Origin of the sequence: Azospirillum sp. OGB3, from assembly GCF_014192915.1 — a bacterium.
Classification (GTDB): domain Bacteria; phylum Pseudomonadota; class Alphaproteobacteria; order Azospirillales; family Azospirillaceae; genus Azospirillum.
Genome location: NZ_JACHYN010000015.1, coordinates 21,108 through 44,183, shown reverse-complemented (window position 1 = coordinate 44,183; position 23,076 = coordinate 21,108). Strand labels below are relative to the sequence as shown.

At 68.8% G+C, this 23,076-nt stretch carries 21 protein-coding genes; 12 read left to right on the top strand and 9 right to left on the bottom strand.

Features of this window, described 5'->3' with window-relative positions:
- Positions 1 to 13: 13 nt before the first annotated feature.
- Together FHW79_RS24325 and FHW79_RS24320 are read right to left on the bottom strand one after the other, a co-directional pair.
- Complete coding sequence (locus tag FHW79_RS24325) at positions 14 to 1,207, bottom strand: ATP-grasp domain-containing protein (RefSeq protein WP_183181292.1); 1,194 nt, start codon at positions 1,205 to 1,207, stop codon at positions 14 to 16.
- Positions 1,208 to 1,269: 62 nt separating this feature from the next.
- Complete coding sequence (locus FHW79_RS24320) at positions 1,270 to 2,451, bottom strand: GNAT family N-acetyltransferase (RefSeq protein WP_247884586.1); 1,182 nt, start codon at positions 2,449 to 2,451, stop codon at positions 1,270 to 1,272.
- 437 nt (positions 2,452 to 2,888) lie between these two features.
- Between FHW79_RS24320 and FHW79_RS24315 the strand changes: the two genes are divergently transcribed.
- The 3 genes from FHW79_RS24315 to FHW79_RS24305 all read left to right on the top strand — a co-directional run bounded on the left by FHW79_RS24315 (position 2,889) and on the right by FHW79_RS24305 (position 3,883).
- A complete protein-coding gene (locus FHW79_RS24315; RefSeq protein ID WP_035677391.1) occupies positions 2,889 to 3,317 on the top strand; it encodes a Fur family transcriptional regulator in 429 nt (142 codons plus the stop codon).
- A complete protein-coding gene (locus FHW79_RS24310) occupies positions 3,317 to 3,568 on the top strand; it encodes a hypothetical protein (RefSeq protein ID WP_183181290.1) in 252 nt (83 codons plus the stop codon). Before FHW79_RS24315 ends, FHW79_RS24310 begins: the two co-directional genes overlap by 1 nt.
- A 99-nt stretch (positions 3,569 to 3,667) precedes the next feature.
- A complete protein-coding gene (locus FHW79_RS24305) occupies positions 3,668 to 3,883 on the top strand; it encodes a SlyX family protein (protein ID WP_183181289.1) in 216 nt (71 codons plus the stop codon).
- A gap of 30 nt (positions 3,884 to 3,913) precedes the next feature.
- On the opposite strand, the gene FHW79_RS24300 is transcribed toward FHW79_RS24305, so the two are convergent.
- The 6 genes from FHW79_RS24300 to paoA form a co-directional block, all read right to left on the bottom strand.
- Entirely contained in the window at positions 3,914 to 4,174 is a 261-nt protein-coding gene (locus tag FHW79_RS24300) for a hypothetical protein (RefSeq protein WP_109469616.1), read from the bottom strand.
- 155 nt (positions 4,175 to 4,329) lie between these two features.
- The gene (locus tag FHW79_RS24295; protein ID WP_183181288.1) at positions 4,330 to 6,015 is read right to left on the bottom strand and encodes a GGDEF domain-containing protein; all 1,686 of its coding nucleotides are present in this window, start codon (positions 6,013 to 6,015) and stop codon (positions 4,330 to 4,332) included.
- 146 nt (positions 6,016 to 6,161) lie between these two features.
- Positions 6,162 to 6,896, bottom strand: a complete 735-nt coding sequence (locus FHW79_RS24290) for an HNH endonuclease family protein (RefSeq protein WP_247884585.1) — start codon at positions 6,894 to 6,896, stop codon at positions 6,162 to 6,164.
- Between the two features lie 229 nt (positions 6,897 to 7,125).
- Positions 7,126 to 9,318, bottom strand: a complete 2,193-nt coding sequence (paoC, locus tag FHW79_RS24285; protein ID WP_183181286.1) for an aldehyde oxidoreductase molybdenum-binding subunit PaoC — start codon at positions 9,316 to 9,318, stop codon at positions 7,126 to 7,128.
- A gap of 3 nt (positions 9,319 to 9,321) precedes the next feature.
- Positions 9,322 to 10,272, bottom strand: a complete 951-nt coding sequence (locus FHW79_RS24280) for a xanthine dehydrogenase family protein subunit M (protein ID WP_183181285.1) — start codon at positions 10,270 to 10,272, stop codon at positions 9,322 to 9,324.
- Entirely contained in the window at positions 10,269 to 10,967 is a 699-nt protein-coding gene (gene paoA, locus FHW79_RS24275; RefSeq protein WP_183181284.1) for an aldehyde dehydrogenase iron-sulfur subunit PaoA, read from the bottom strand. Before paoA ends, FHW79_RS24280 begins: the two co-directional genes overlap by 4 nt.
- A gap of 312 nt (positions 10,968 to 11,279) precedes the next feature.
- Between paoA and FHW79_RS24270 the strand changes: the two genes are divergently transcribed.
- The 5 genes from FHW79_RS24270 (at position 11,280) to FHW79_RS24250 (ending at position 16,423) form a co-directional block, all read left to right on the top strand.
- Positions 11,280 to 12,218: a LysR substrate-binding domain-containing protein gene (locus FHW79_RS24270; RefSeq protein ID WP_183181283.1), complete on the top strand. Its 939-nt coding sequence runs from the start codon at positions 11,280 to 11,282 to the stop codon at positions 12,216 to 12,218.
- 126 nt (positions 12,219 to 12,344) lie between these two features.
- Positions 12,345 to 13,484, top strand: coding sequence for a CaiB/BaiF CoA-transferase family protein (locus tag FHW79_RS24265; protein ID WP_183181282.1), 1,140 nt, complete (start codon positions 12,345 to 12,347; stop codon positions 13,482 to 13,484).
- A 16-nt stretch (positions 13,485 to 13,500) separates the two neighbouring features.
- On the top strand, positions 13,501 to 14,340 hold the full coding sequence (locus FHW79_RS24260; protein ID WP_183181281.1) for a MaoC family dehydratase N-terminal domain-containing protein: 840 nt from the start codon (positions 13,501 to 13,503) through the stop codon (positions 14,338 to 14,340).
- A 37-nt stretch (positions 14,341 to 14,377) separates the two neighbouring features.
- The gene (locus FHW79_RS24255) at positions 14,378 to 15,253 is read left to right on the top strand and encodes a CoA ester lyase (RefSeq protein ID WP_183181280.1); all 876 of its coding nucleotides are present in this window, start codon (positions 14,378 to 14,380) and stop codon (positions 15,251 to 15,253) included.
- 6 nt (positions 15,254 to 15,259) lie between these two features.
- On the top strand, positions 15,260 to 16,423 hold the full coding sequence (locus FHW79_RS24250; RefSeq protein ID WP_183181279.1) for an acyl-CoA dehydrogenase family protein: 1,164 nt from the start codon (positions 15,260 to 15,262) through the stop codon (positions 16,421 to 16,423).
- Positions 16,424 to 16,525: 102 nt separating this feature from the next.
- Here the strand turns inward: FHW79_RS24250 and FHW79_RS24245 are convergent, their stop codons facing one another.
- On the bottom strand, positions 16,526 to 17,365 hold the full coding sequence (locus FHW79_RS24245; protein ID WP_183181278.1) for an isocitrate lyase/phosphoenolpyruvate mutase family protein: 840 nt from the start codon (positions 17,363 to 17,365) through the stop codon (positions 16,526 to 16,528).
- 245 nt (positions 17,366 to 17,610) lie between these two features.
- Here FHW79_RS24245 and FHW79_RS24240 point away from each other — a divergent pair, with 245 nt between their 5' ends.
- The 4 genes from FHW79_RS24240 (at position 17,611) to FHW79_RS24225 (ending at position 23,041) form a co-directional block, all read left to right on the top strand.
- Positions 17,611 to 18,108 carry a ferritin-like domain-containing protein gene (locus FHW79_RS24240; RefSeq protein WP_183181277.1) on the top strand — a complete coding sequence of 166 codons (498 nt, stop codon included), beginning with the start codon at positions 17,611 to 17,613 and terminating at the stop codon, positions 18,106 to 18,108.
- A 107-nt stretch (positions 18,109 to 18,215) separates the two neighbouring features.
- Entirely contained in the window at positions 18,216 to 18,947 is a 732-nt protein-coding gene (locus FHW79_RS24235) for an SDR family NAD(P)-dependent oxidoreductase (RefSeq protein ID WP_183181276.1), read from the top strand.
- Positions 18,948 to 19,292: 345 nt separating this feature from the next.
- On the top strand, positions 19,293 to 22,439 hold the full coding sequence (locus tag FHW79_RS24230) for a carbohydrate-binding domain-containing protein (protein ID WP_183181275.1): 3,147 nt from the start codon (positions 19,293 to 19,295) through the stop codon (positions 22,437 to 22,439).
- 89 nt (positions 22,440 to 22,528) lie between these two features.
- Positions 22,529 to 23,041: a hypothetical protein gene (locus FHW79_RS24225; RefSeq protein WP_183181274.1), complete on the top strand. Its 513-nt coding sequence runs from the start codon at positions 22,529 to 22,531 to the stop codon at positions 23,039 to 23,041.
- Positions 23,042 to 23,076 lie beyond the last annotated feature (35 nt).

Genomic DNA, 23,076 nt, shown 5'->3' with positions numbered 1-23,076 from the left:
CGCGGCAGCACCCTCACTGGGCCTTCATCGCGCCGCCGGGCGCATCGTGGTGCGCACGGGACGGCAGGAAACGGGCGAGCTGGTTGTGCAGGAAGGGCATCGGGTCGTCGAGCGCGATGGCCTTGGCCTCGCAGCCGAGCACCCAGGGCAGCCACGCGGCCATCGACAGGCCACTGTCCTTGGCGGCCAGCCGGTCCTTGGTGATGTGGCACCAGCGCGCCCCGGCCCGCGCCTTGCCCACCGCCGGGCGCGGCAGGCCGAGCCGGTCGGCGTGGACCAGCGCCGGCAGGTTCACTCCGGCCACCGCCCCCAGATGGTGCCACAGGTTGAAGCGCGGGTTGACCTCCAGCAGGTGCAGCGAGCCGTCCGGGGCGCGCTTGAAGTCGAACTTGGCGACGCCGCGCAGCCCCAGCCGTTCGGTCAGCGAGCGGCCGAGCGCCGCCACGTCCGGCGCGTCGGTGATGGTCAGGGCGGTGCTGTGCCCGTAGGCGAGCGGGTAGGTGCGGATCTTGGCGCCTGTGAACTCGCCGGCCACGCCGCCGCCCTCGTCGACATAGACGTGGTAGCTTTCGATCCGGGTCTCCGGGCCGGGGATCATCTCCTGGACCAGCAGGTCCAGCCCGACCGCCGCCAGCCGCGGCCACAGGGCGCGCAGCTCCTCCGCGGAATCGACCTGGATGGCCTTGGCGAAGCCGTCCGCCTCGTCCCACACCCGGCGGCGGGTCAGCGGCTTGACGATCAGGGGGAAGCGCAGGTCCACCACGTCGGGTGCGGCCTCGCGGGTCGGATAAAGGCGCCGGGTCGCCGGGACGGGCAGGTTCAGCCGCTCGGCCAGCGCCTGGAAGCGGCCCTTGTCCACCAGATCCTCGACCAGCTCGGCGTCGGCGATGGCGAAGTGGAAGCCCTCGGCCAGACGGTCGCGGTTGCGCGAGACGAGCAGGAGCTGGGTGTCGTCCTGGAAATAGAGGACCGGCTTCTCGGGCTGGCCCTTGGCGAAGGCCATCATCACCTCGACCAGCCCGTCCGGGTTGCGCGCCGGGTCGTCCCACAGGATGGCGTCCCTGGTGAAGCGGGAATGCAGGGCGGGGGCGCCGGGATGGGTGACCACGGCGCAACGCAGCCCGGCCAGCCCCAGAGGGCGCACCATGTCCATGTCGCCCATCACGCAGGCCAAGGCGGGGGTCGTGGCGGCGGAAGTATTCTTCATTCTCGGCATCCTCCAACCGCCCGGTCGGCGGCCCTGCGGTTGCGGCTTCGGTTCCGGCGGCGTCAGCGGTTCATCAGGGGCAGCGGGCTGCGGATCAGCCGCCTCATCCGGTCAGCCAGCCCAGCCTTGACGCGGCGCAGGCGGGCGTCGATCTGGCGGCTCAGCCGGTCGGGGCCGAGCGCGATCCAGTTCATCGGCTGCTCGGTGTTGGAGAGCAGCGGCTTGTGCCCCGCCGGGGTGGACATGAAGTCGTAGCAGTCCTCGCCGCGGGTCAGCGTGTCCTCGATGGCCAGGACGTGGGCGACGAGACCGGGCTTCAGCCGGTTGTCGGCCTCGTAGGCGAAACCGCCCTGGTAGTTCATCACCCGCCCGCGATGGACGAAGTTGTAGAGATAGCCGATGACCGCGTCCCCGGCGCTGACCCGGCACAGCCGCACCGTGCCCGCGGGAACGCCGTTGGCGATCAGCCGCTCGTGGAAGGGCCGGAAGGCCGGGTTGGAGAAGGCCCCGGACTGGCCGCGGGCGTTCCAGCTCGCCTGATGCAGGACCTCCATGGCGTGGAAATCCGTCAGCGCCTCCTCCGCCGTCACGGCGACGCGGTAGGTCAGGGGGCCGCGCTCGGCGTAGAGCCGCATCGCCCGGCGCACCGCGGCGCGGGTGTTCTTGCCGAGGCTGGCGAGGTAGCCGGCACCCTGCCGGCGCACGCCTTCCAGGTCCACCCACTGGCAGCTGTCGGCCATCCGGACTTGCAGCGTGTGGCCCTGCCGGGCCGCGGCGAGCCGCACCGCCGCTTCCGCCTGCGGCTCCAGTCCGCCCAGCACCAGCTCGTCCCAGTTGGTCAGGCGGCCCCCCAGCCAGTCGAAGCAGGCGGCCAGTACCGCGTCCGCGCAGCGCCGGTCGGCGAGGATGCCGTTGTATTCGACGAACAGCCGGTCGAAGGTCCGCTCTCCGGTTTCGTGCAGCAGCCAGCAGCGGGTGCGCAGCAGGCCGAAGCGCCACTGCGTGCGCGGACACAGGAGCGCCAGCCCGACGACGTCCCCTTCGCGCCGCGCCACCAGCGCGTGGGGCCGCGTACCGTGGGGCAGGGAAGCCAGCCAGTTGCCGATCCACTGCCAGCTCAGGAAGAAGGAGCCGTCGGCGCGTCGCTCCAGATCGGTCCAAAGCTCTTCAAGTTTGCTGGGATTTTCTACAGGCTGCAACGTGATGTCGATGGTGTCGCCGTCGTCCTCAACAAGAGTCCTCATGTCCATGGGCTCGGTCTTCCCTGGGGGATGTTGATGAAGGGGCGGCTTCAAATGTCTACGTAAAAAAAATGGGATTGGATCGACGTTTCGAAAACTTTGATCTCATCCGATCTATCCTGTGCTTCTGCGTCTGCATCATGTACGGACGACTGTGACAAAAAACGCTGTGGCGGAAGGTGGGGTGGGGCGTCCCGGTGGGGGAACCCGTCCGGGTCATCCGGGGTATCGGGCGGTGATGCGGTTGCGGGATGGGGGTGTCCGTCTGCTCTTGCGATGAACTTCCGCCCGATGCCTTGGGCTGGGGGCGGCCGTCCGTCCCAGCCATTCGTTCAGGTCTTGCGGATGACCGTTGTCCTTTTGGCCTTTCCTCTCCATCTCTTGACTCCATGGGTTAGGCATCGGAAAGGACCGGCCCCGTGACCACGCCCGAAGAAGCCCTGCCGTCGCGGCTGGAACGCGCCTGCGCCGAGCGGGGGTTGAAGATGACCGGCCAGCGCCGGATCATCGCCCGCGTCCTGTCGGAAGCCGCCGATCACCCCGATGTGGAAGAGGTCTACCGCCGTGCGGCGGCGATCGACGCTGGCATCAGCCTGGCGACCGTCTATCGCTCGATGCGGCTGTTCGAGGAGATCGGGATCATCCAGCGCCATGATTTCGGCGATGGACGCGCCCGCTACGAGGAGGCGCGTGGCGACCACCACCATCACCTGATCGACATCGAGACCGGCGAGGTGGTGGAGTTCCAGGATCCGGAGCTGGAGGCCGCCGTCACCCGGATCGCCCGTCATCTCGGCTTCGACATGATCGGGCAGCGGCTGGAGATCTTCGGGCGCCGCATCCAGCGCAAAGGCCCGGAGACGGCCTGATGGCGGCGGAGCGGAGAACAGAGCCGGAGCGCGACCCGGCGGAGCGCTTCGCCGCCTGTGAGGCGGCGGTCTGCGGTTGCCGTCCCGTGGTGGAGCGCGCCTACCGCGAGCTGGTCGATTGCGGGCGACCCGACCGCCACGCGCTGGAGGCCGCCACGGTGGTGCTGCGCTGGCATCATCCGGAACTGGACGTGCCGCAGGCGCTTCAGATCGTCGAGCGCTGGGTGATCGCTGGGGACCGGCTGCATTGATGCCGGCTGTGCCGGCTGTGTTGATGGCGCATTGATCTTGCCTTGGCCGGCGGAGCGGTTCTAAAGCTCTGTCCCTTCCGCGACACCGCAGGGCCATCCATGGACGCCGACGCCGAAAGCCGCCTGACCGAGCTGGAATCCCGCCTCGCCCATCACGAGCGCATGGCCGAGGAGATGTCCGCCGTCCTGTTCGAGCAGGGGCGGACCATCGACCTCATGACCGCGCAGATGCACCGCCTGCGCGAGCGGATCGCGGAGCTGGAATCCGGCGTGTCCCGCGCGCCGCAGGACGAGCCGCCCCCGCCCCATTACTGATCATCCGTCGGGGCCTTAGCCGTCGGGACCTCAGCGCATCTTCCAGCCGCCGCGCGGGCCGCACCAGCTGAGCTGCGGGCCGGCGGGGGGCTGGCGGGAGCAGTCGGCCTGGGCACAGCCGCAGGCGGGGAACAGGCAGCGGTCGCCGTTGACGTCGGTGGCCTGCACGGCCAACTCGTAGCGCGTGCCCCGCATCAATTGCGCGCCCGCCGCGCTGTTGCGCTCGTAATGCTCGACGACGGCGAGCAGACGCAGCATGCGGGCACGCTGTCCCTTGGTGTCGAGGCTCATTTTCCAATCTCCCGCCATGGCCGTCCGAGTCGTGCTCCGATGGACATGAAACGGCAGAAGAGGTCCAAGGCTCCAGCGTGCAACCGCCTTACCCACCGCTGGCCGGGAGCCTGCCGGACGCGGTTCCCCGCTTGGCGGGGGCTTGGCCGCGGGGCCTAGGACGCGGAGTTTTTCATCGCCTGCGCGGCTATGCCCTGGCTTCCGGCTGGGGCGGGCGGCAGATCGGCCGTCCAGCGGATGCCGCGGTTGCGGCCCGCCCGCTTGGCCTGATAGAGCGCTTGGTCGGCGCGGCGCAGGGTTTCCGTCACGTCGGGCGAATCCTCGGGCCACAGGGCGATGCCGAGGGAGCAGCCGACCCGCACCGCCTCGCCCTCGATGCTGACGGGTTCGTTCACCGCCTCGATGATGCGGCGGGCCAGCCCGTCCAGGTCCGGCGGTTCGGCGCCGGCGCGCTGCGGCAGCACCGCCGCGAACTCGTCGCCGCCCAGCCGGGCCACCACGTCGTCGCCGCGGAAGCAGGCGGCCAGCCGCTCCCCCACCTGACGCAGCACGAGGTCGCCGGCCTCGTGGCCCAGCCGGTCGTTCACCGGCTTGAAGCCGTCCAGGTCGATGTAGAGGAAGGCGGCGGAACCGTTGCCGGCGGTCGTGGCTTCCACATACTGCTCGAAATAGCGGCGGTTCGGCAGGCCGGTCAGCCGGTCCTGATAGGCGATGTCCTCCAGCCGCACCAGAGCGGCGTCGCGGTGGGTCAGCCCGTCCACCAGATCGCGCAGAGTCGCCGACAGCGAGGTGATCTCGGCGCTGCCGCCCAGCACCGGCATTTCCGCCCCGCGTTCGCCGCTGCGGATGCGTTCCGCCGCCTGGGCGATGCGGCGCAGCGGCCGGGTGACGCGCCCGGCGGCCATCCAGCCGAGCACGCTGAACAGCAGCACCATGGCCCCGCCGGCCAGCACCGTCTCGACCATCTGGGCGGTGGCCGGGGCGTAGGCGACGGCCAGCGGCTGGCGGGCCACCACGCTCCAGCCCAGGCCCGGGTAATTCAGATATCCGTTGCCGTAGGCGTAGCCGGTCAGGTAGCGCTCCCCGTCCGGCCAGCGCTCGACGACCCAGCCGCTCTCGTTCTTCTGCGCGCTGCGCACCGCCGCGATGTCCAGGGGAGTGCCCAGCAGTTCGCGCGGGCCGAGCAGCACCGTGCGGTCGGCCGCGACTACGATCAGCTCCAGCTCCGCGCGGCCCCGCATGGTGTCCATCAGGGAGCGGCGGATCTCGCGCGTCCATTCCCAGCTCAGATGCGTGGCCAGCACGCCGACGACCTCGCCCCGCGCGTTGTGCACGGGGGTGGAGATGTCCACGAACTTCATGGCCTCGCCCGTCGGGTTCGGCAGCAGGAAGGCCAGCATCACCGCGTCGTGCACGTCACCGACGAACTGCGTTTTCTGGCCGTTCTGGAAGACCGGGCGCTTGGAAATGTCCACGCCATCCAGCAACCCCCCGGTGGCGGCGAGCACCTTGCCCTTGGTGTCGGTCACACCCATCCAGGACATGGTCGGAAAGAACGCCTGGAATTGCTCCAGCAGCCAGCGCAGCCGGACCGGATCGTCCATGGCGGGGGTGATGCCGAGCTTGGCCAGCATGCCGATCTCGCTGGCGCGCGACCACATGGAGCGGTCCAGCCGGTCGGCCATGTTGTGCGCGGCCTCCGCCAGGGAATGACCGATCTCGCTTTCGATCCGCTCGCGGGAGCGCAGGCCGGTCAGCGCCGCCAGCACGACGGAGACGCCAAGGACCAGAACGGCGCCGGTCAGAGCCACCGTCGTCCGCAGACCGCGTTCCCTCGCCATGACGTCCGGCCGCTCCCTTCAACACCCCGCCGTCGTTCCGTCAGAAAGACCGCTTACGAAGGTTCTACCAATTTCGGCCAGGTTTCAAAAGTGACATTGACCGCGGACGAGGCATACCAGCGTATGGAATTGTTGGAAAGGCCGGTTCAGCGGGCAGGGCGCGCTCCCACGGCGGTGCGGCGGCAATCGGAGAGGATGTTGCCGACGGTGACGCGCTCCCGCTCGTCCATGGTCAGTTCCCAGCGCGCCTTCACGGCGATCCAGCCCGCCACATAGGCGCAGATGTACTCTTCGCGCGGTGGCAGCCAGTCTTCCGGCCCCTTCGACCCCTTGGCGCGGTTGGCCGCCGCCGAGACGGTGACGAGGGTCAGCGGGTCGCTGAGGTCGTTGGCGTAGGCGGCGCGCTTCTCGCGCGGCCAGTCGTAGCCGCCGCTGGCGTAGGTCTCCTCCAGCGGCACGCGGTGGTCGATGTCCACCTGCTTCGGTTCGGTGAAGGTCTCGCCGGTGTAGGGATCGTTCCACACGCCGGACAGCACCGAACAGCCGTTGGCCGACAGCTTCGCCGGCTTCGCGGAATCGCGGATCAGCACCTGCTCCCGCGTGTTCAGGCATTTGGAGTCGATGGTCAGCCAGTGCGGCCACTCGTCCCGCACATAGCCGCGGCGGCGCTCCTCCTCCACCCGGATGCGGTCGAGCTGGGCGGCGACGGCGGCGTAGTCGATGCTGGCGTCCGGGACGGGGCGCGGGATCGGGCGGGGGCGCGGGGCCTTCTCCTCGCCGAAGATGGAGTCCAGCGTGCCCGGCGGGACGAGGTGGAAGCGCTCCGCGGCATAGACCGCGGCCAGCACCAGCAGGACGGCGATCAGCCCGCCCAGCGTCATGGGACGGCCCTTCCGGCCTCCCCGTGGTGCTCCTCCGCCTCTCCGTCGTGTCATGCCTCGCGTCCCTCAGCCTGATGTGCGCCATACGTGGATATGATGGCGGGCGTGTTCTATGGCGCTTGGGAAACAGGAGCAACGGCGTTGGAGAGGGCGGGGGTCCATCGAGCGTCACGGACCCTGTGAAAAAGAAGGGGCGGTGTCCGGGACGTGCCCCGGACACCGCCGCCTCTCACCCCATGGCAGGCAGCCGGTCCAGGAACTTGTCGAGCGTGATCGGGTACTCGCGCACCCGCAGGCCGGTCGCGTTGTGGACCGCGTTGGCGACCGCCGCGCCGACCCCGCACAGGCCCAGCTCGCCCACCCCTTTGGCCTTCATCGGCGAGGAGATCGGGTCGGTCTCGTCGAGGAAGATCACCTCCTGGTGCGGGATGTCGGCGTGGACCGGCACCTCGTAGCCGGCAAGGTCGTGGTTGACGAAGAAGCCCGTGCGCTTGTCGAGCGCCAGCTCCTCCATCAGCGCCGCCCCGACGCCCATGGTCATGGCGCCGATCACCTGGCTGCGCGCCGACTTCGGGTTCAGGATGCGGCCCGCCGCGCAGACCGCCAGCATCCGCCGCACGCGGATCTCGCCCGTCGCCGAATCCACCGCGGCTTCCACGTAATGGGCGCCGAAGGTCGATTGCTGGTACTTCTTGTCGAGGTCGCCGTATTCGATGCCGTCCTCGGCGGACAGGCCGTCGGCGCCCGCCGCTTCGGCCAGCGGGATCTTGCGGTTGCCGGCGACGACCTGCCCGTCGGCGAACTGCGCGTCGGCGGAGTTGACGCCCAGCTTCTGCGCCACCGCCTCGCGCAGTTTCACGCAGGCGGCGTAGACCCCGGCGGTGGCGTTGTTGGCGCCCCATTGGCCGCCCGACCCGGCGGACACGGGGAAGCTCGAATCGCCGAGCCGCACCGCCACCTTGTCCAGGCCCACCCCCATCATCTCGGCCGCGGTCTGGGCGATGATGGTGTAGCTGCCGGTGCCGATGTCGGTCATGTCGGTCTCGACCGTCACGATCCCGCGCTGGTCCAGCCGCACCCGCGCCGCCGACTTGGTCAGCAGGTTGTTGCGGAAGGCCGCTGCCACGCCCAGCCCGACCAGCCAGCGCCCGTCGCGGACCTGCCCCGGCTGCGGGTTGCGCTTCGCCCAGCCGAAGCGCTCCGCCCCCAGGCGCAGGCATTGCACGAGCTGGCGCTGCGAGAAGGCTCGGTTGGGATCGGCGGGGTCGGTCTGGGTGTCGTTGCGGATGCGGAACTCCACCGGGTCCATGCCCAGCTTCTCCGCCATCTCGTCCATCGCCACTTCCAGCGCCATCATGCCCGACGCCTCGCCCGGCGCGCGCATGGCGTTGCCCTCGGGCAGATCGAGCGTGGCGATGCGGTTGCCGATCAGGCGGTTCGCCCCGGCGTAGAGCAGCCGCGTCTGGTCGGTCGCCGTCTCCTCCGAGCCGCCGGGCAGGTTGCCCGACCAGCCTTCATGGGCGATGGCGGTGATCGTGCCGTCCGGCGTGGCGCCGATGCGGACGCGCTGGATGGTGGCGGGGCGGTGCGTGGTGTTGTTCATCATCAGCGGCCGCGACAGCCCGACCTTGACCGGCCTTCCGGCCTCCCGCGCGCCCAGCGCCGCCAGCAGCGCGTCGGCGCGCAGGAACAGCTTTCCGCCGAAACCGCCGCCGATGAAGGGGGAGATGACGCGCACCTTGTCCTTCGGCATCTTCAGCGTCGCCGACAGGTCGGTCACCATCCAGTCGATCATCTGGTTGGAGGTCCAGACGGTCAGCCGGTCGCCCTCCCAGGCGGCGATGGTCGCGTGCGGCTCCATCATCGCGTGGCTCTCGTCCGGCGTGGTGTAGGTCTCGTCGAGTTTCACCGGAGCCGCCGCGAAGGCGCCCGCGAAATCGCCGACCACCGAATCGCCGTCCTTGGTCTTCTCCGCCTTGTCCTTGACCGCCGCCAGATCATAGGCGCCGTCCGCGGGGGTGTAGTCGATGCGGACGAGCCCCGCGGCGGTGCGGGCCTGCTCGAAGGTCTCCGCCACCACCAGCGCGACGGCCTGCTGGTAATGCTCGATCTCCGGCCCGCCGAGCAGGGTCGCGGTGTTGCGCTTGCTCTTGTCGAGCGGTCCGGCGTTCTCCGCCGTGACGATGGCGACGACGCCGGGGGCCTTGCGCGCCGCCTCCAGGTCCATGGACGCGATGCGCCCCTTGGCGATGCCCGAGCCGATGACCCAGCCATAGGCGACGTTCGGCGCCACGTCGTGCCATTCATAGGCGTAGGTGGCCTTTCCCGTCGTCTTCAGCGGGCCGTCGATGCGGTCGGTCGGCTTGCCCACCACCTTGAGCTGGTCGATCGGGTTGGTGGTCGCGGGAGTGTCGAACTTCATGTCTCACCCTTTCGCTTCGGCCAGCACCGAGGCGAGCGTCCGCTCGACCAGGGTCAGCTTGAACGCGTTGTCGTGCGTCGGCTTCGCATCGGCCAGCAGCCCGGCGGTCACCGCCTTGGCGCCGCGCGGCATCTCGGCCTCGGCGGCCTCGACGCGCCACGGCCTGTGGGCCACGCCGCCGACCGCCACCCGGCCGCTGCCGTCGCGCTGCACCACCGCCGCGACGGAGACCAGGGCGAAGGCGTAGGACGCGCGGTCGCGCACCTTGCGGTAGACGTGGGTGCCGCCGACCGGCTTGGGCAGCGTCACCGCGGTGATCAGCTCGCCGGGCACCAGCGCCGTCTCGATGTGCGGCGTGTCGCCGGGCAGCCGGTGGAACTCCGCGATGGGGATGGTCCGCGTCGTCCCGTCGGCCCGCACCGTCTCCACCGTGGCGTCCAGCGCGCGCATGGCGACGGCCATGTCGCTGGGGTGGGTGGCGATGCAGGCATCGCTCGACCCGACCACGGCGAGCTGACGGCTGTAGCCGCCGATGGCGGCGCAGCCGCTGCCGGGCTGGCGTTTGTTGCAGGGCTGGTTGGTGTCGTAGAAATAGGGGCAGCGCGTGCGCTGGAGCAGGTTGCCCGCCGTCGTTGCCTTGTTGCGCAGCTGGCCCGACGCCCCGGCGAGCAGGGCCCGCGACAGCACGCTGTAATCGCGCCGCACCCGCGGGTCGGCGGCGAGCGCCGTGTTGCGCACCAGCGCGCCGATGCGCAGCCCGCCGTCCGGCGTCGCTTCCAGCGTGTCGAGCTTCAGCCCGTTGACGTCGATCAGATGGGCCGGCGTCTCGATCTCCAGCTTCATCAGGTCGAGCAGGTTGGTGCCGCCCGCGATGAATTTGGCGCCGGGCCGGCGCTGGACCGCTGCGGCCGCTGCGGCGGGGGAATCCGCCCGCTCATAGGTGAAGGGTCTCATGCCTCCCTCCGTGCGACGTCCGAGATCGCATCGACGATGTTGGAATAGGCGCCGCAGCGACAGATGTTGCCGCTCATCCGCTCGCGATACTCGTCCGCCATTGTTTGAGGGGGGGTCGCCTGGGGCGCGGCGTTGAGGTCGACGGTGACGTGGCTGGGCACGCCGGCCTTGATCTCGTCCAGCATCGCCACCGCCGAACAGATCTGGCCCGGCGTGCAGTAGCCGCACTGGTAGCCGTCATGCTCGACGAAGGCCGCCTGCATGGGGTGCAGTTTGCCGGGCAGGCCCAGCCCCTCGATGGTGGTGACGTCGCCGCCCTCGTGCATCACGGCGAGCGACAGGCAGGAATTGATCCGCTGCCCGTCCACGATGACGGTGCAGGCGCCGCACTGGCCGTGGTCGCAGCCCTTCTTGGTGCCGGTGAGGTGCAGGTGCTCGCGCAGCGCGTCGAGCAGGGTCGTCCGCGTGTCGAGTTCGAGGTCGCGGCGCTGCCCGTTCACAGTGAAGGTGACCTTGGACAGTACGGGCGACAGGGACGGTGCGTCGGCTCCGGTCGCGGGGGGTGGCATGGCGGTCTCTCCAACGGTGGCCGCCCGCGCCGGCGCCCGGAACGGCGCCGCCGTCAGCGCGGCGGTGGCGGCGGTCCCAAGCAGGAGGCCGCGCCGCGTCATGTCGAGGTCGCCGGAATGGTGCATCGGTGAAATCCTCTTCCCTTCCTGGCTGTGATCCCGGCCCCGCAGGGCGGAGCACAGGCGTGCGGACGGCTCATTCGCTTGTGCGGATGGGGAAAAGCTAGGCCGTGCCGGTCCGGTGATTACCCGCCAGTCTCTGATAAGTCTTATGAAACGGGTCAATGGAACGGAACGGTCCGATGGATGGTTGAACCGGGTTTGCCCGGCGCTTCCTCATCCACTTGCCTTGATCCGCCCGCGACGCACCGACATGATTGGCCGAGGCGGGGGATTGTCGCTCCCGCAGGCAAAGGGCCGGGCAAAGGAAGGTGAGCGTTGGATCTGCGTCAGTTGCGGTATTTCATCGGCATCGTCGATGAAGGCTCCTTCACGGCCGCGGCTCAGAAGCTGAACGTCGCCCAACCGGCCCTCAGCCACAACATCCGCAACCTGGAGGCGGGCCTCGGGGTCAAGCTGCTGACCCGCGGCGTCCATGGGGTCAAGCCGACCGCCGCGGGCACCCGGCTGTACGAGCATGCGGAGATCATCCTGCGCCATGTCGCCCAGGCGACCGAGCAGGTGCGCAACTGCTCGGGCACGCCGAGTGGGCTGGTGACCGTCGGCTTCACCTCCTCGGTAGCGCTGGTGGCGGCGGTTCCCCTTGTGCAGGCGGTCCGCGCCGAGCTGCCCCAGGTGTCGCTGCGGGTGGTCGAGTCCTTCAGCGGGACGATCCTGGAATGGCTGAACGACGACCGGCTGGACTTCGGCTGCATCTACGACGTGACGCGGTCGCGCACCCTGCTGGCCGAATCTCTGGTGCGCGAGGACCTCTATTTGATCGGGCCGCCGGGCGGCGGGGACAGCGCCATCGCCTTCGACGAGTTGGCCGGGAAGGACCTGATCCTGCCGAGCCGCCCGCACAATCTGCGCGACCGCATCGAACGGGTGGCGCGCGAGACCTGCACGATCGTCACCGTGGCGGTGGAGATCAACGGGCTCCCCCAGATCAAGGCGCTGGTCGCCAAGGGGGTGGGCTATTCGGTCCTGCCGATCTCGGCGGTGATGGAGGAATGGCGGACGGGTCAGGTCTCCGCCCGGCTGATCGTCTCGCCGTCGCTGCGCCGCTCGGTCCATCTCTGCCGGCCCCGCGGCGCCCCGGTGACCGAGGCCGCGGCGGCGGTGCGCGAGACCTTCCTGCGGGTGGTGCGCGATCTGGTCGGCGGCGGCGACTGGCCCGGCACCCTCCTGCTGGACGAGGAAGCGGCGGCATCCTAGCGCTTTGCCCTCATAGCGCTTCGTTATGCGATGCATGCCCCATCTGTATTGGATCGGGGCCGGTCCGGCTGTTTACCATCGCGGTCACGGATGATCGGCCCTGGCCCACAGCGGAGGCTTTGCACGATGACTTCACCTCTGTCGGGGCCCCTGTCGGGACGGCTGGTCGTCTCGCTGGAGCAGGCGGTGGCGGCACCGCTCTGCACGTCGCGCCTCGCCGATGCCGGGGCGCGGGTGATCAAGATCGAACGGCCGGAGGGCGACTTCGCCCGCGGCTACGACGCCGTCGTCCACGGGCAGAGTTCCTATTTCGTCTGGCTCAACCGCGGCAAGGAATCCGTCGTCCTCGACATCAAGACGCCCGAGGACGCCGAGCTGCTGGAGCGGCTGATCGCCCGCGCCGACGTCTTCGTGCAAAATCTGGCGCCCGGCGCGGCGGAGCGGGCCGGATTCGGCTCGGACGCGCTGCGGCGGCGCCATCCCCGGCTGATCACCTGCGACATCTCCGGCTACGGCGACGACGGTCCCTACCGCGACATGAAGGCCTACGACCTGCTGGTGCAGAGCGAAACCGGGCTGGCCTCCATCACCGGATCGCCGGACCAGCCGGGGCGCGTCGGCGTGTCGGCGGCCGACATCGCCTGCGGCATGAACGCCTACACCGGCGTCCTCCAGGCATTGCTGGAGCGCGAGCGCAGCGGCGAGGGGTCGGCGGTAGCGGTCTCCCTGTTCGATTCGCTGGCGGAGTGGATGATGGTGCCGCTGATGCACCACGACCATGGCGGCAAGGCGCCGGGTCGGGTCGGGCTGATGCACCCGAGCATCGCCCCCTATTCCGCCTTCACGCTGGCCGACGGCCGGCAGGTGGTTCTGTCGATCCAGAACGAGCGCGAATGGGTCGCCTTCTGCGCCGACGTTCTGCTGCGGCCGGAGCTGGCGACCGACGAGCGCTTCGCGACCAACAACCGCCGCGTCGCCAACCGGCCGGAGCTGGACGCGCTCGTCGCCGCCATCTTCCGGACCATGGACCACGCCGAGGCGGTGCGCCGGCTGAACCGCGCGCGCACCGCCTTCGGCTCGCTGAACGAGGTGGCGGACCTGTCCACCCACGCGCAGCTGCGCCGCGTGACCGCCGAGACGCCGGGCGGACCGGTCGAGGTGGTGGCGCCGCCGGTGCAGGTGCGCGGCCGGCCCTACGCCTCCGGCGCCGTTCCGGCGCTGGGCCAGCACACCGACGCCGTCCGGCGTGAAGTTTTCGAACAATAAAGGGGGGAGCATGACTATGGACCATTTGCGCGACTGGATCGGCCGGTCGGAAAGCGCCGAGGACGTCGCGGCGCCGGCGGCGCTGACCGGGCTGGCGGCGATGCTCGACCACGACAACCCGCCCTGGCCGGCGGGCGAGGTGCCGCCGCTGGGGCATTGGCTGTATTTCCTGCCGAAGGCGCTGCAGCGCGACATCGCCGAGGACGGCCACCCGCACAAGGGCGGCTTCCTGCCGCCGGTGGAGCTGCCCCGCCGCATGTGGGCCGGCGACACCCTGACCTTCCACCGCCCCATCCGCAGCGGCGAGGCGATCACCCGCCGCTCGACCATCGAGGAGGTCACCCCGAAGGAGGGGCGGTCGGGCCGGATGGTCTTCGTGAAGGTCCGGCACGAGATCAGCACCGCCGCCGGCGTCGCCATCACCGAATTCCACGACATCGTCTACCGCGAGGCCGCCAAGCCCGGCGACGCCCCCGTCCCCGGCGAGCGACCGGCGGGCGAGGCGGTGTGGCAGCGGCGCATCCAGCCCGATCCCGTGCTGCTGTTCCGCTACTCCGCCCTGACCTTCAACGGCCACCGCATCCATTACGACCGCGACTATTGCCGCGACGTCGAGGGCTATCCGGGGCTGGTGTTCCACGGCCCGCTCAGCGCGACCATGCTGATGGACCTGTTCCTGCGCGAGAATCCGGGGGCGCGCGTGACCGGCTTCCGCTTCCGGGCGAAGCGGCCGCTGTTCGACATCCATCCGCTGACCCTGTGCGGCGCCCCGACCGCCACCGGCGCCACGCTGTGGGTGACCGACCACGAGGGCTTCGTGGCGATGTCCGCCGAACTGGAGGCCGAACGGTCATGACGGCGGCGCATCGCGGCTCGGTTGGAGGAAACGTCTGATGTCCCTGCCGTATCGATCCTATCTCTTCGTCCCGGCCGACAACGCCAAGCTGCTGGAGAAGGCCCACCAGCGCGGGGCGGACGCCCTCATCCTCGACCTGGAGGACGCCGTCCTGCCCGCTGGCAAGCCGGAGGCCCGGCGCGGGCTCCCCGCGCCGATCGACCGGCTGCACGGGCTGGGCGTGCCGGTGCTGGTGCGGATCAACAGCGGCTGGCGCGACGCCGTCGCCGATCTGGAGGCCGCCGTGCGCCCCGGCGTGGCCGCCCTGGTGGTGCCCAAGGCCGAGGACGCCGGGGCGCTGCGCGTGCTGTCGGCCATGATCGCGGAGTGGGAGGCGGAGCGCGGCCTGACGCCGGGCGTCCTCGGCCTCGTCGCCCTCATCGAGAGTCCGCTGGGGCTGGAGCGTCTGGCCGAAATCGCCGCCGTTCCGCGCGTGGCGGCGCTGGCGCTGGGCAGCGAGGATTTCGCGCTGACGCTGGGGGTGGAGCCGACCGAGGCGCTGCTCGCCCTGCCGTGCCGCCAGATCGCGCTGGCCGCCGCCGCCCGTGGTCTCGCGGCGATCGGCCTGCCGGGTTCGCTGGCCGAGTTCCGCGACCTCGACGCCTACCGCGCCATGGTGGCGCAGGCGCGGGCCGTCGGGATGACCGGCGCGCTGTGCATCCATCCGGCCCAGCTGGCCGTGGTCCGCGACGTCTTCGCCCCCTCCGCCGCCGACGTGGCCTGGGCCGGGCGGGTGGTCGCGGCGTGGGACGAGGCCCAGGCGGCGGGGCGCGGCGCCGTGTCGGTGGACGGGCGCATGGTCGACCGTCCCGTCGCCGAGCGGGCGAAGGCCATCCTGGCGCGCAGCGCTCCCACGACTAAGAATGCGGAGTAACGAGACATGAAGAGCAGCATCGGTCAGGGCTTCGACGAGATCCGCGACGCCGTGCGCGCGCTCTGCGCCGAATTCCCCAGCGAGTACCATCGCCGCATCGACGAGGAGCGCGGCTATCCCGAGGAGTTCGTGGACGCGCTGACCAAGGCCGGCTGGATGGCCGCCCTGATCCCGGAGGAATACGGCGGCTCGGGCCTCGGCCTGACCGAAGCCTCGGTGATCATGGAGGAGATCAACCGCTCGGGCGGCAATTCCGGCGCCTGTCACGGCCAGATGTACAACATGAACACGCTGATCCGGCACGGCTCGGAGGAGCAGCGCCGCCGCTACCTGCCGAAGATCGCGGCGGGCGAGCTGCGCCTCCAGTCGATGGGAGTCACCGAGCCGACCACCGGCACCGACACCACCCGCATCAAGACCCGGGCGGAGAAGAAGGGCGACCGCTACGTCATCAACGGGCAGAAGGTGTGGATCTCCCGCGTCCAGCATTCCGACCTGATGATCCTGCTGGCCCGCACCACGCCGCTCGACCAGGTGCGCAAGAAGTCGGAAGGCATGTCGATCTTCATCGTCGACATCAAGGAGGCGATGGCCAAGGGCATGACCGTCCGGCCCATCCGCAACATGGTCAACCATGAGACCAACGAGCTGTTCTTCGACAATCTGGAAATCCCCGCGGAGAACCTGATCGGCGAGGAAGGCCAGGGCTTCAAGTACATCCTGACCGGCCTCAACGCCGAGCGGGTGCTGATCGCGGCGGAGTGCATCGGCGACGGCTACTGGTTCGTCGACAAGGTCTGCGACTACACCCGCGACCGTCAGGTGTTCGGCCGCCCGATCGCCCAGAACCAGGGCGTGCAGTTCCCCATCGCCGAGAGCTTCATCGAGGTGGAGGCCGCCAACCTGATGCGCTTCGAGGCCTGCCGCCTCTACGACGCGGGGGAGCCCTGCGGCGCCCAGGCGAACATGGCGAAGTATCTGGCCGCCAAGGCGTCATGGGAGGCGGCGAACGCCTGCCTGCAGTTCCATGGCGGCTTCGGCTTCGCCAGCGAGTACGACGTGGAGCGCAAGTTCCGCGAGACCCGGCTGTATCAGGTGGCGCCCGTCTCCACCAACCTGATCCTGGCCTATGTCGCGGAGCATGTGCTGGACCTGCCGAAGTCCTATTGACCGCTTCAGTCTGCTTCGGCGCCACGGCGGCGTCAGGGCGGTGCCAGCCCGCATGTGCGTTTTGCCCACGCCCTTTGCGGGCCGCTCAGGGCGCTTTCCGGCTTAGGGTGTTTTCCGGTTCTGCGACCGGAAAAACCCGTTGAGCGCATCGAAGGGTTCGGCCTCGCCGAAGGCGTCGAAGCGTCCGTGATCGGCGAGCATCCGCGCCGCCCGCAGGAATCCGCCCCAGGCGGCGCGGCTGAGCCCGCTCCCCAGGCTGATGCGCCGCACGCCCAGAGCGGCGATCTGCTCCACCGTCAGGCCGATCGGTGAGGAGACCAGCAGGTTGAGCGGTTTCGGGCGGACGGCGTCGACCGCCGCCTTGATGACGTCCGGACTCCGCAGGCCGGGCGCGTAAAGGACATCCGCGCCCGCCGCGGCGTAGGCCGGCAGGCGGCGCAACGCCTCCTCGACGGCCGCCGGTTGGTTTACCAAAAGGGCTTCGCAGCGGGCGGTGAGGAGGACGCCGGTTCCCCGCAGCGCCTCCGCCGCCGCAGCCACCCGCTCGACGGCGTGATGGAACGCGTACAACGGCTTTGCCGGGTCGCCCGTTGCGTCCTCGATGGACAGGCCCGCCACGCCGGTGTCGGCGCACAGGCGTACGTTGCGGGTCAGCCCCTCGCAGTCATGGGAATAGCCGGACTCGAAGTCGGCGTTCACCGGCAGGTCGGTTGCCCGGACCATGTCGGCGATGTGGGCCAGCATATCGCCGCATGGCACCGCCCAATCGGTGTCGGGAAGCCCCCGCGCGAAGGCGAAGCCCGCCGAGGTGGTCGCCAACGCGCGGAATCCGAGATGCTTCAGCATCACGGCGCTTCCGACATCCCACGGATTGGGAATGACGAAGCAGCCGGCTTGGTGAAGGTTGGCGAATGCGGCACGGGGTTGGTCGTGGTCAGCCATGACAGCGTCTCTCCAGGGCGACGGATCAACCTCGGCGGGCTGACGATGGGAGGATACGCCTCCGTTCCGACGTCGTCCAATTGCGGGGCGAAGGCATCGCCTTGCTCCCCTTTGGTCCCAGCGGCAACAGAATCCTCGATGGGCGGATCTTTGCGTTGCGAGAACCGCCTCCAATTCCTGTTGCAGGATGATGGCCGAGCTATTCCAGTCATCGGCAGCACCATCATCCCACGGGGAAGGCGCTCATGTCGGAACAAGCACTGAAGGAACTCTTCATCAAGGAGTTGCAGGACACCTACAGCTCGGAAACGCAGATCATCGAGGCCCTGCCGGCAATGGTCGAAGCCGCCTCGTCGCCTCAGCTCAAGCAGGCTTTCGAAACCCATCTGCGCGAGACCGACGGTCAGGTCAGGCGCCTGGAGCAGATATTCCAGATCCTCCAGGCCGAACCGGGCGGGAACACATGCGAGGCGACCCAGGGCCTGATCGAGGAGGCCGAGGAGATCATCGGCGAGGGTCTCCCGGCGGAAGTGCTCGATGTCGCGCTCATCATGGCGGCGCAAAAGGTCGAGCATTATGAGATCGCCAGCTACGGTTCGCTGAGGACATTGGCCGAAACCTGCGGCATGACCGACATCGCCCGTCTGCTCGAACAGACCCTCGATGAGGAAAAGGCAACCGATCAGAAACTCAACCAACTCGCCGAGGGCGACATCAACATGCGTGCCTTCAGGGCGGCGTAGGACGCGGCCGCAGTTCCCGGCTTGGAACTGCGGCTCCCTCCCCAGGCAACACGAGCGAACCGACCGCGAGACCGGTCTGCTGTCACTCTCCGCAAGAGGGGTGGGTCATGAGTGGCATTGCAGGCTTCGCCGGCTCGATCCGGGCGGTTGTGATCGGGGCGAGCGGCGGCATTGGCGCCGCCGTGACGCACCGATTGCTCGCCGATCCCGGGGTGACGGAGGTGTTGGCCCTGTCCCGCCGCCCGGTCGTGCCGGGAGGCAAGCTGTGCACCGGCTTCCTCGACCTTGCCGATGAGTCCTCCATCATTGATGCGGCGGTTTTGGCGGAAGCGGTCGATCTCGTGTTCATTGCCAGCGGCCTGCTGCACCAGGATGCGGTGCAACCGGAGAAGAGTTGGCGCACGCTGGATCCGATCGCCATGGCGCGGCTGTTCCAGGTCAACGCCATCGGCCCGGCGCTGGTCGCCAAGCACTTCCTGCCACGGATGCCACGGCACGGACGGGCGGTCTTCGCGGCTCTCTCCGCAAAAGTCGGCAGCATCACCGACAACCGGCTTGGCGGTTGGTATGGCTACCGGGCGTCCAAGGCGGCGCTCAATCAGATCATTCGCACCACAGCCATCGAACTGGCGCGTTCGCGACCGGACGCGATCTGCGTTGCGCTGCATCCGGGTACCGTCGACACCCCCCTATCGCAACCGTTCCAAGCCGCCGTGACCAAGGACCGGCTGTTCGCCCCCGCGGTCGCCGCCGAGCACCTCCTCCACGTCCTTGGTGGGTTGACGCCAAGGGACAGCGGGGGGCTGTTCGCCTGGGACGGTCAGCGGTTGCCCTATTGAACCAGCACCCGTGTTCTCTGTCCCGTCATGAACAAGAATAGGGCCTGCGCCAGTTCCGGGGGAGGTCTTGTCCCTCCATCGACCGGAGGGCAGAGCAGGCGGCGAAGGAAACGGATGCCGATCATCTGAGACCAAGCTCAAGCTAGACCACAAGAAAGCAACTTCATCAACGCAAAGACTTTCTTTTCAATGCTAAAACATTTTCAAGAAGCTCCAAATTGCCAGTTTATGTCACAGGAATCAGCATCGTTAGTAAAATCTTTACCAAGATTCTTATTTTTCCGTTAAGTCGGGAACCTCAACCTTTGGGCTAAGACATTGGTCTAGAGTTCAATGAGGTTCGAGATGGCTGCCGAAACTACCGAACTGATGGACGTCACCTTCACGGTGAACGCCTGGGGCGCTCCCGCCGGCGGAAAGTGGCCGCATTTCGTGCTGCGGCTGGATGGGGTTGACATCGGGCAGGCGACCGTCGCGTCGGCGTCGCTGGGCCGCTACACCTTCAACGCCCGCGTTCCGGCCGACAAGGCCCACAAGCTTCAACTCCAGTACGACAACGACGGCTCCGTGAACGGGGAGGATCGCAACCTCTTCGTCAAGTCGTTCGAGGTGAACGGAAAACCGATCCTCAGCATCGACCCGCTGGTCACCTACGACACCGGCGACATCGACGGAAAGAACGTCATCGCCGGGCAGACCGAGATGTACTGGCGCGGCGCGCTGAACGTCGATCTGCCCAAGACCATGTTCGCCAGCGCGCAGGAGCCGGAGCCCGAGGCGCCGGCCACCATGACGACCGAGATCGTCGTGAAGGCCTGGGGCGCCGCCGCCAACGGCACGCCGCCGCATTTCAAACTGCTGGTTGACGACAAGGTGGTCGGCGACGCCTGGGTCAGCGCGACCAGCCCGACCGGCTACACCTTCAAGGTCGATGTGGACCCCAACGAGGCCCACAAGATCCAGATCCATTACGACAACGACGCCACCGTCAACGGCCAGGACCGCAACCTGTTCGTCCAGGGCATCACCATCGACGGGCAGGAGATCAAATCGACCTCCCCGATGGCCTCCTACGACAAGGGTCCGGTGGACGGCAAGTTCGTGGTCGCCGGCCAGGAAGGGCTGTTCTGGGGCGGCGCGCTCACCTTCGGCGTGCCGGAGGAGTATTTCGACGGCCCCTACGTCCCGCCGCCGCCGCCTCCGCCGCCGGTCACGCTGACCCCGACGGACATCGTCGTCAACGCCTGGGGCCAGTCGGCCGGCGGGGTGGCGCCGCACTTCAAGCTGCTGGTGGACGGCAAGGTGGTCGGCGAGGGCCGCGCCACCTCCAGCGATCCGCAGCCCTTCCGCTTCACCGTCGATCTGGACGCCAAGGAAGCCCATAAGATCCAGATCCACTACGACAACGATTCCGTGGTCAACGGCCAGGACCGCAACCTGTACGTCAAGTCGGTCTCCATCAACGGCCATACCGTCGCGGCGACCGATTCCATCGTCACCTATGACAAGGGCGCGGTGGACGGAAAGGACGTGGTGAAGGGGCAGGAAGGGCTGTTCTGGGGCGGTGCTCTGAACGTGGACGCCCCGGCGTCGCTGTTCCAGCCCGCGGCCGAGCCGCCCCCGCCGCCGCCGACCGGCCCGGCCTTCTACGTCGCGGCCAACGGCAAGGACAGCTGGTCGGGCAAGCTGTCCGCGCCGAACGCCGACGGCACCGACGGTCCCTTCGCCTCGCTGGAGCGCGCCCGCGACGCCATGCGGGACAGCGACGTCGACACGACCTACGTGCGCGAGGGCACCTACCGCCTGACCAAGACGCTGGAACTGACCGGCGCCGACAACGGCCACAGCTTCCGCAACTATCCCGGCGAGACGCCGGTGCTGAACGGGGCGGAGAAGGTCACCAACATCGTCAGCGAGGGCAACGGGATCTATTCCGCGAAGCTGTCGCAGGCCACCGACCTCGACCTGACCATCGGTGGGGTGCGCCAGACACTGGCCAGCAAGGGCATCGTCGACGCCGACAGCCCGTACACCACAGGCTGGTACTTCGCCGACGCGGCCAACGGCGGTCCCAGCGGCTGGTCGGTGCGCTACCACACCGGCGACATGTCGTCGGGCGACATCATCCCCGGCATGAAGATCCAGCTGATGGACGCCGAGCGGCTGTCCGACACCCTGACCGAGATCGCCGGCGTCAACGACGCCACCCGCACCATCACGCTGAAGAACGGCACCTCGCTGCCCTTCGCCGAGGGGACGACCTACAAGCTGCTGAACAACCCGTCCTTCGTCGACCAGGCGGGCGAGTTCGCGTGGCGCGCGTCGGACAAGGCGCTGGTGTTCAAGCCGGAAAACCCGGCCACCCTGGCGCAGGACGGCGTCGAGGTGGCGCGGCTGGGCACGCTGATCCGCCTGAACGGCAGCAGCGACGTGACCATCGAGGGGCTGGGCTTCACCAACACCACCACCTGGGGCTACGCGGTGGAGCTGAAGGGGGCGTCGGGCAACAGCATCGGCAACAACAGCTTCCTCAACGTCGGCACGGCGATCAAGCTGACCGCGGCCTCCTCCAACAACCTGGTGGGCGGCAACACGCTGGAGCATCTGGCGGTCAACGGCATCGAGCTGGACGGGCGCAGCAACGGCAACACCATCTACGCCAATGACATTTCCCACGTCGGCGAGGTGCGCAAGGGCGTCGCCGGGATCATCGGCACCGGGGTGGACAACAACCTGATCGCCCACAACGACGTGGACTCCAGCGCACGCTACGGCATCTCGCTGAAGAACTGGGACTCCAGCAACATCAACCGCAACAACGTCATCGAGTACAACCGCGTCACCAACACCAACCTGGAGACGGCGGACGGCGGCGGCATCGAGGTGCTGGGCCGGTCGAGCGTCGACACCGGCACGATCATCCGCGGCAACTGGGTGGAGCATGTCGGCGGGCTGGCGACCAGCAACACCGACCAATGGCTGACCGACCACAAGGGCTTCGGCATCTATCTGGACGACATGGCCGGCGGGGTCACGGTGACCGGCAACTTCCTGAAGGACACCGGGCTGGCCGGGGTGCACATCCACGGCGGCGATAACAACCTCGTCACCAACAACTTCTCGATCATCGCCAGCAACGCGGAGGAGTTCATCCGCGTCGGCTGGGCGCCCAAGCACGGCGATCCGGGCCTGCCGCGCAACAACACCATCACCGGCAACGTCGTCAGCGGGACCCTGCCGCTGGACGACTACATGGAGCTGCTGACCGCCGGGAACCCGGTGATCGACGGCAACCTCGTCCACAACGTGCCGCGCTACGGCGACAACGACGTGACGGGCAAGCCGCTGTTCAACAACCCCTATTGGGGCGACTACTCGCTGCAGGCGAACTCCCCGGCGCTGGCCATGGGCATCCATGACCTGGACTGGGCGATGATCGGCCAGAGCGGCTACACGGCGTCGGACGGCATGCCGCACTTCTGGGACGCCTGATCGCCGGCCCAGCCAGGGACTGAGCGGGATCAAAAGCGGGCGGAGGCTTGTTCTTCCGGGATAGGTTCCCGGGGAAGGAGTCTCCGCCCGTGCTCCCGTGTCCACACGCCTTGCGGCGGTCCGCCGCCGTCCTTCTGCTCGCCGTGGCCGGGGGGCTGGCGGGGTGCGCCGATCCGCGGGCCGACGTCGCGCTCGCCGCCCAGAGCGCGCTGGTCGGCATGCCCAAGGGAACGCTGCTGTCCTGTGCCGGGGTGCCGCATCGGCAGGCGGCCAGCGGTGCCCTGGAGTTCTTCGCCTACCAAGCGGGCTCCGTCGATTACTACGCTCCACCGCCGCCGCCGGTCGGCTATGGATGGGGCTATCCGTGGGGCTATCCCGGCTGGCGTCATCGCGGGCTCGACTATGACCCGTGGGACTACTATCCTCCGCGCGCTGGCAACGTGGTGGACAACCGGTGCGAGGCGACCTTCACCTTGAGGAACGGGGCCGTCGAGCAGTTGGTCTACCGGGCGTCGTCGCTGGGCGCCTGCGCCGCCGTCGTGCAGAATTGCATGGCGCTCGTGCCGCAGAGCCTTCCGCCAAGGCCCACCCCGTCCGGCTAGAGCCGGCAGAGGCATCGACCGTGACACCATCGAGG

Bases quoted from the DNA above. Each gene is read 5' to 3' on its own strand.
- FHW79_RS24325 (WP_183181292.1), bottom strand. From the start codon at position 1,207: ATGAAGAATACTTCCGCCGCCACGACCCCCGCCTTGGCCTGCGTGATG.
- FHW79_RS24320 (WP_247884586.1), bottom strand. From the start codon at position 2,451: ATGAGGACTCTTGTTGAGGACGACGGCGACACCATCGACATCACGTTG.
- FHW79_RS24310 (WP_183181290.1), top strand. From the start codon at position 3,317: ATGGCGGCGGAGCGGAGAACAGAGCCGGAGCGCGACCCGGCGGAGCGC.
- FHW79_RS24305 (WP_183181289.1), top strand. From the start codon at position 3,668: ATGGACGCCGACGCCGAAAGCCGCCTGACCGAGCTGGAATCCCGCCTC.
- FHW79_RS24300 (WP_109469616.1), bottom strand. From the start codon at position 4,174: ATGAGCCTCGACACCAAGGGACAGCGTGCCCGCATGCTGCGTCTGCTC.
- FHW79_RS24295 (WP_183181288.1), bottom strand. From the start codon at position 6,015: ATGGCGAGGGAACGCGGTCTGCGGACGACGGTGGCTCTGACCGGCGCC.
- FHW79_RS24290 (WP_247884585.1), bottom strand. From the start codon at position 6,896: ATGACGCTGGGCGGGCTGATCGCCGTCCTGCTGGTGCTGGCCGCGGTC.
- paoC (WP_183181286.1), bottom strand. From the start codon at position 9,318: ATGAAGTTCGACACTCCCGCGACCACCAACCCGATCGACCAGCTCAAG.
- FHW79_RS24280 (WP_183181285.1), bottom strand. From the start codon at position 10,272: ATGAGACCCTTCACCTATGAGCGGGCGGATTCCCCCGCCGCAGCGGCC.
- paoA (WP_183181284.1), bottom strand. From the start codon at position 10,967: ATGCACCATTCCGGCGACCTCGACATGACGCGGCGCGGCCTCCTGCTT.
- FHW79_RS24265 (WP_183181282.1), top strand. From the start codon at position 12,345: ATGACTTCACCTCTGTCGGGGCCCCTGTCGGGACGGCTGGTCGTCTCG.
- FHW79_RS24260 (WP_183181281.1), top strand. From the start codon at position 13,501: ATGGACCATTTGCGCGACTGGATCGGCCGGTCGGAAAGCGCCGAGGAC.
- FHW79_RS24255 (WP_183181280.1), top strand. From the start codon at position 14,378: ATGTCCCTGCCGTATCGATCCTATCTCTTCGTCCCGGCCGACAACGCC.
- FHW79_RS24250 (WP_183181279.1), top strand. From the start codon at position 15,260: ATGAAGAGCAGCATCGGTCAGGGCTTCGACGAGATCCGCGACGCCGTG.
- FHW79_RS24245 (WP_183181278.1), bottom strand. From the start codon at position 17,365: ATGGCTGACCACGACCAACCCCGTGCCGCATTCGCCAACCTTCACCAA.
- FHW79_RS24240 (WP_183181277.1), top strand. From the start codon at position 17,611: ATGTCGGAACAAGCACTGAAGGAACTCTTCATCAAGGAGTTGCAGGAC.
- FHW79_RS24235 (WP_183181276.1), top strand. From the start codon at position 18,216: ATGAGTGGCATTGCAGGCTTCGCCGGCTCGATCCGGGCGGTTGTGATC.
- FHW79_RS24230 (WP_183181275.1), top strand. From the start codon at position 19,293: ATGGCTGCCGAAACTACCGAACTGATGGACGTCACCTTCACGGTGAAC.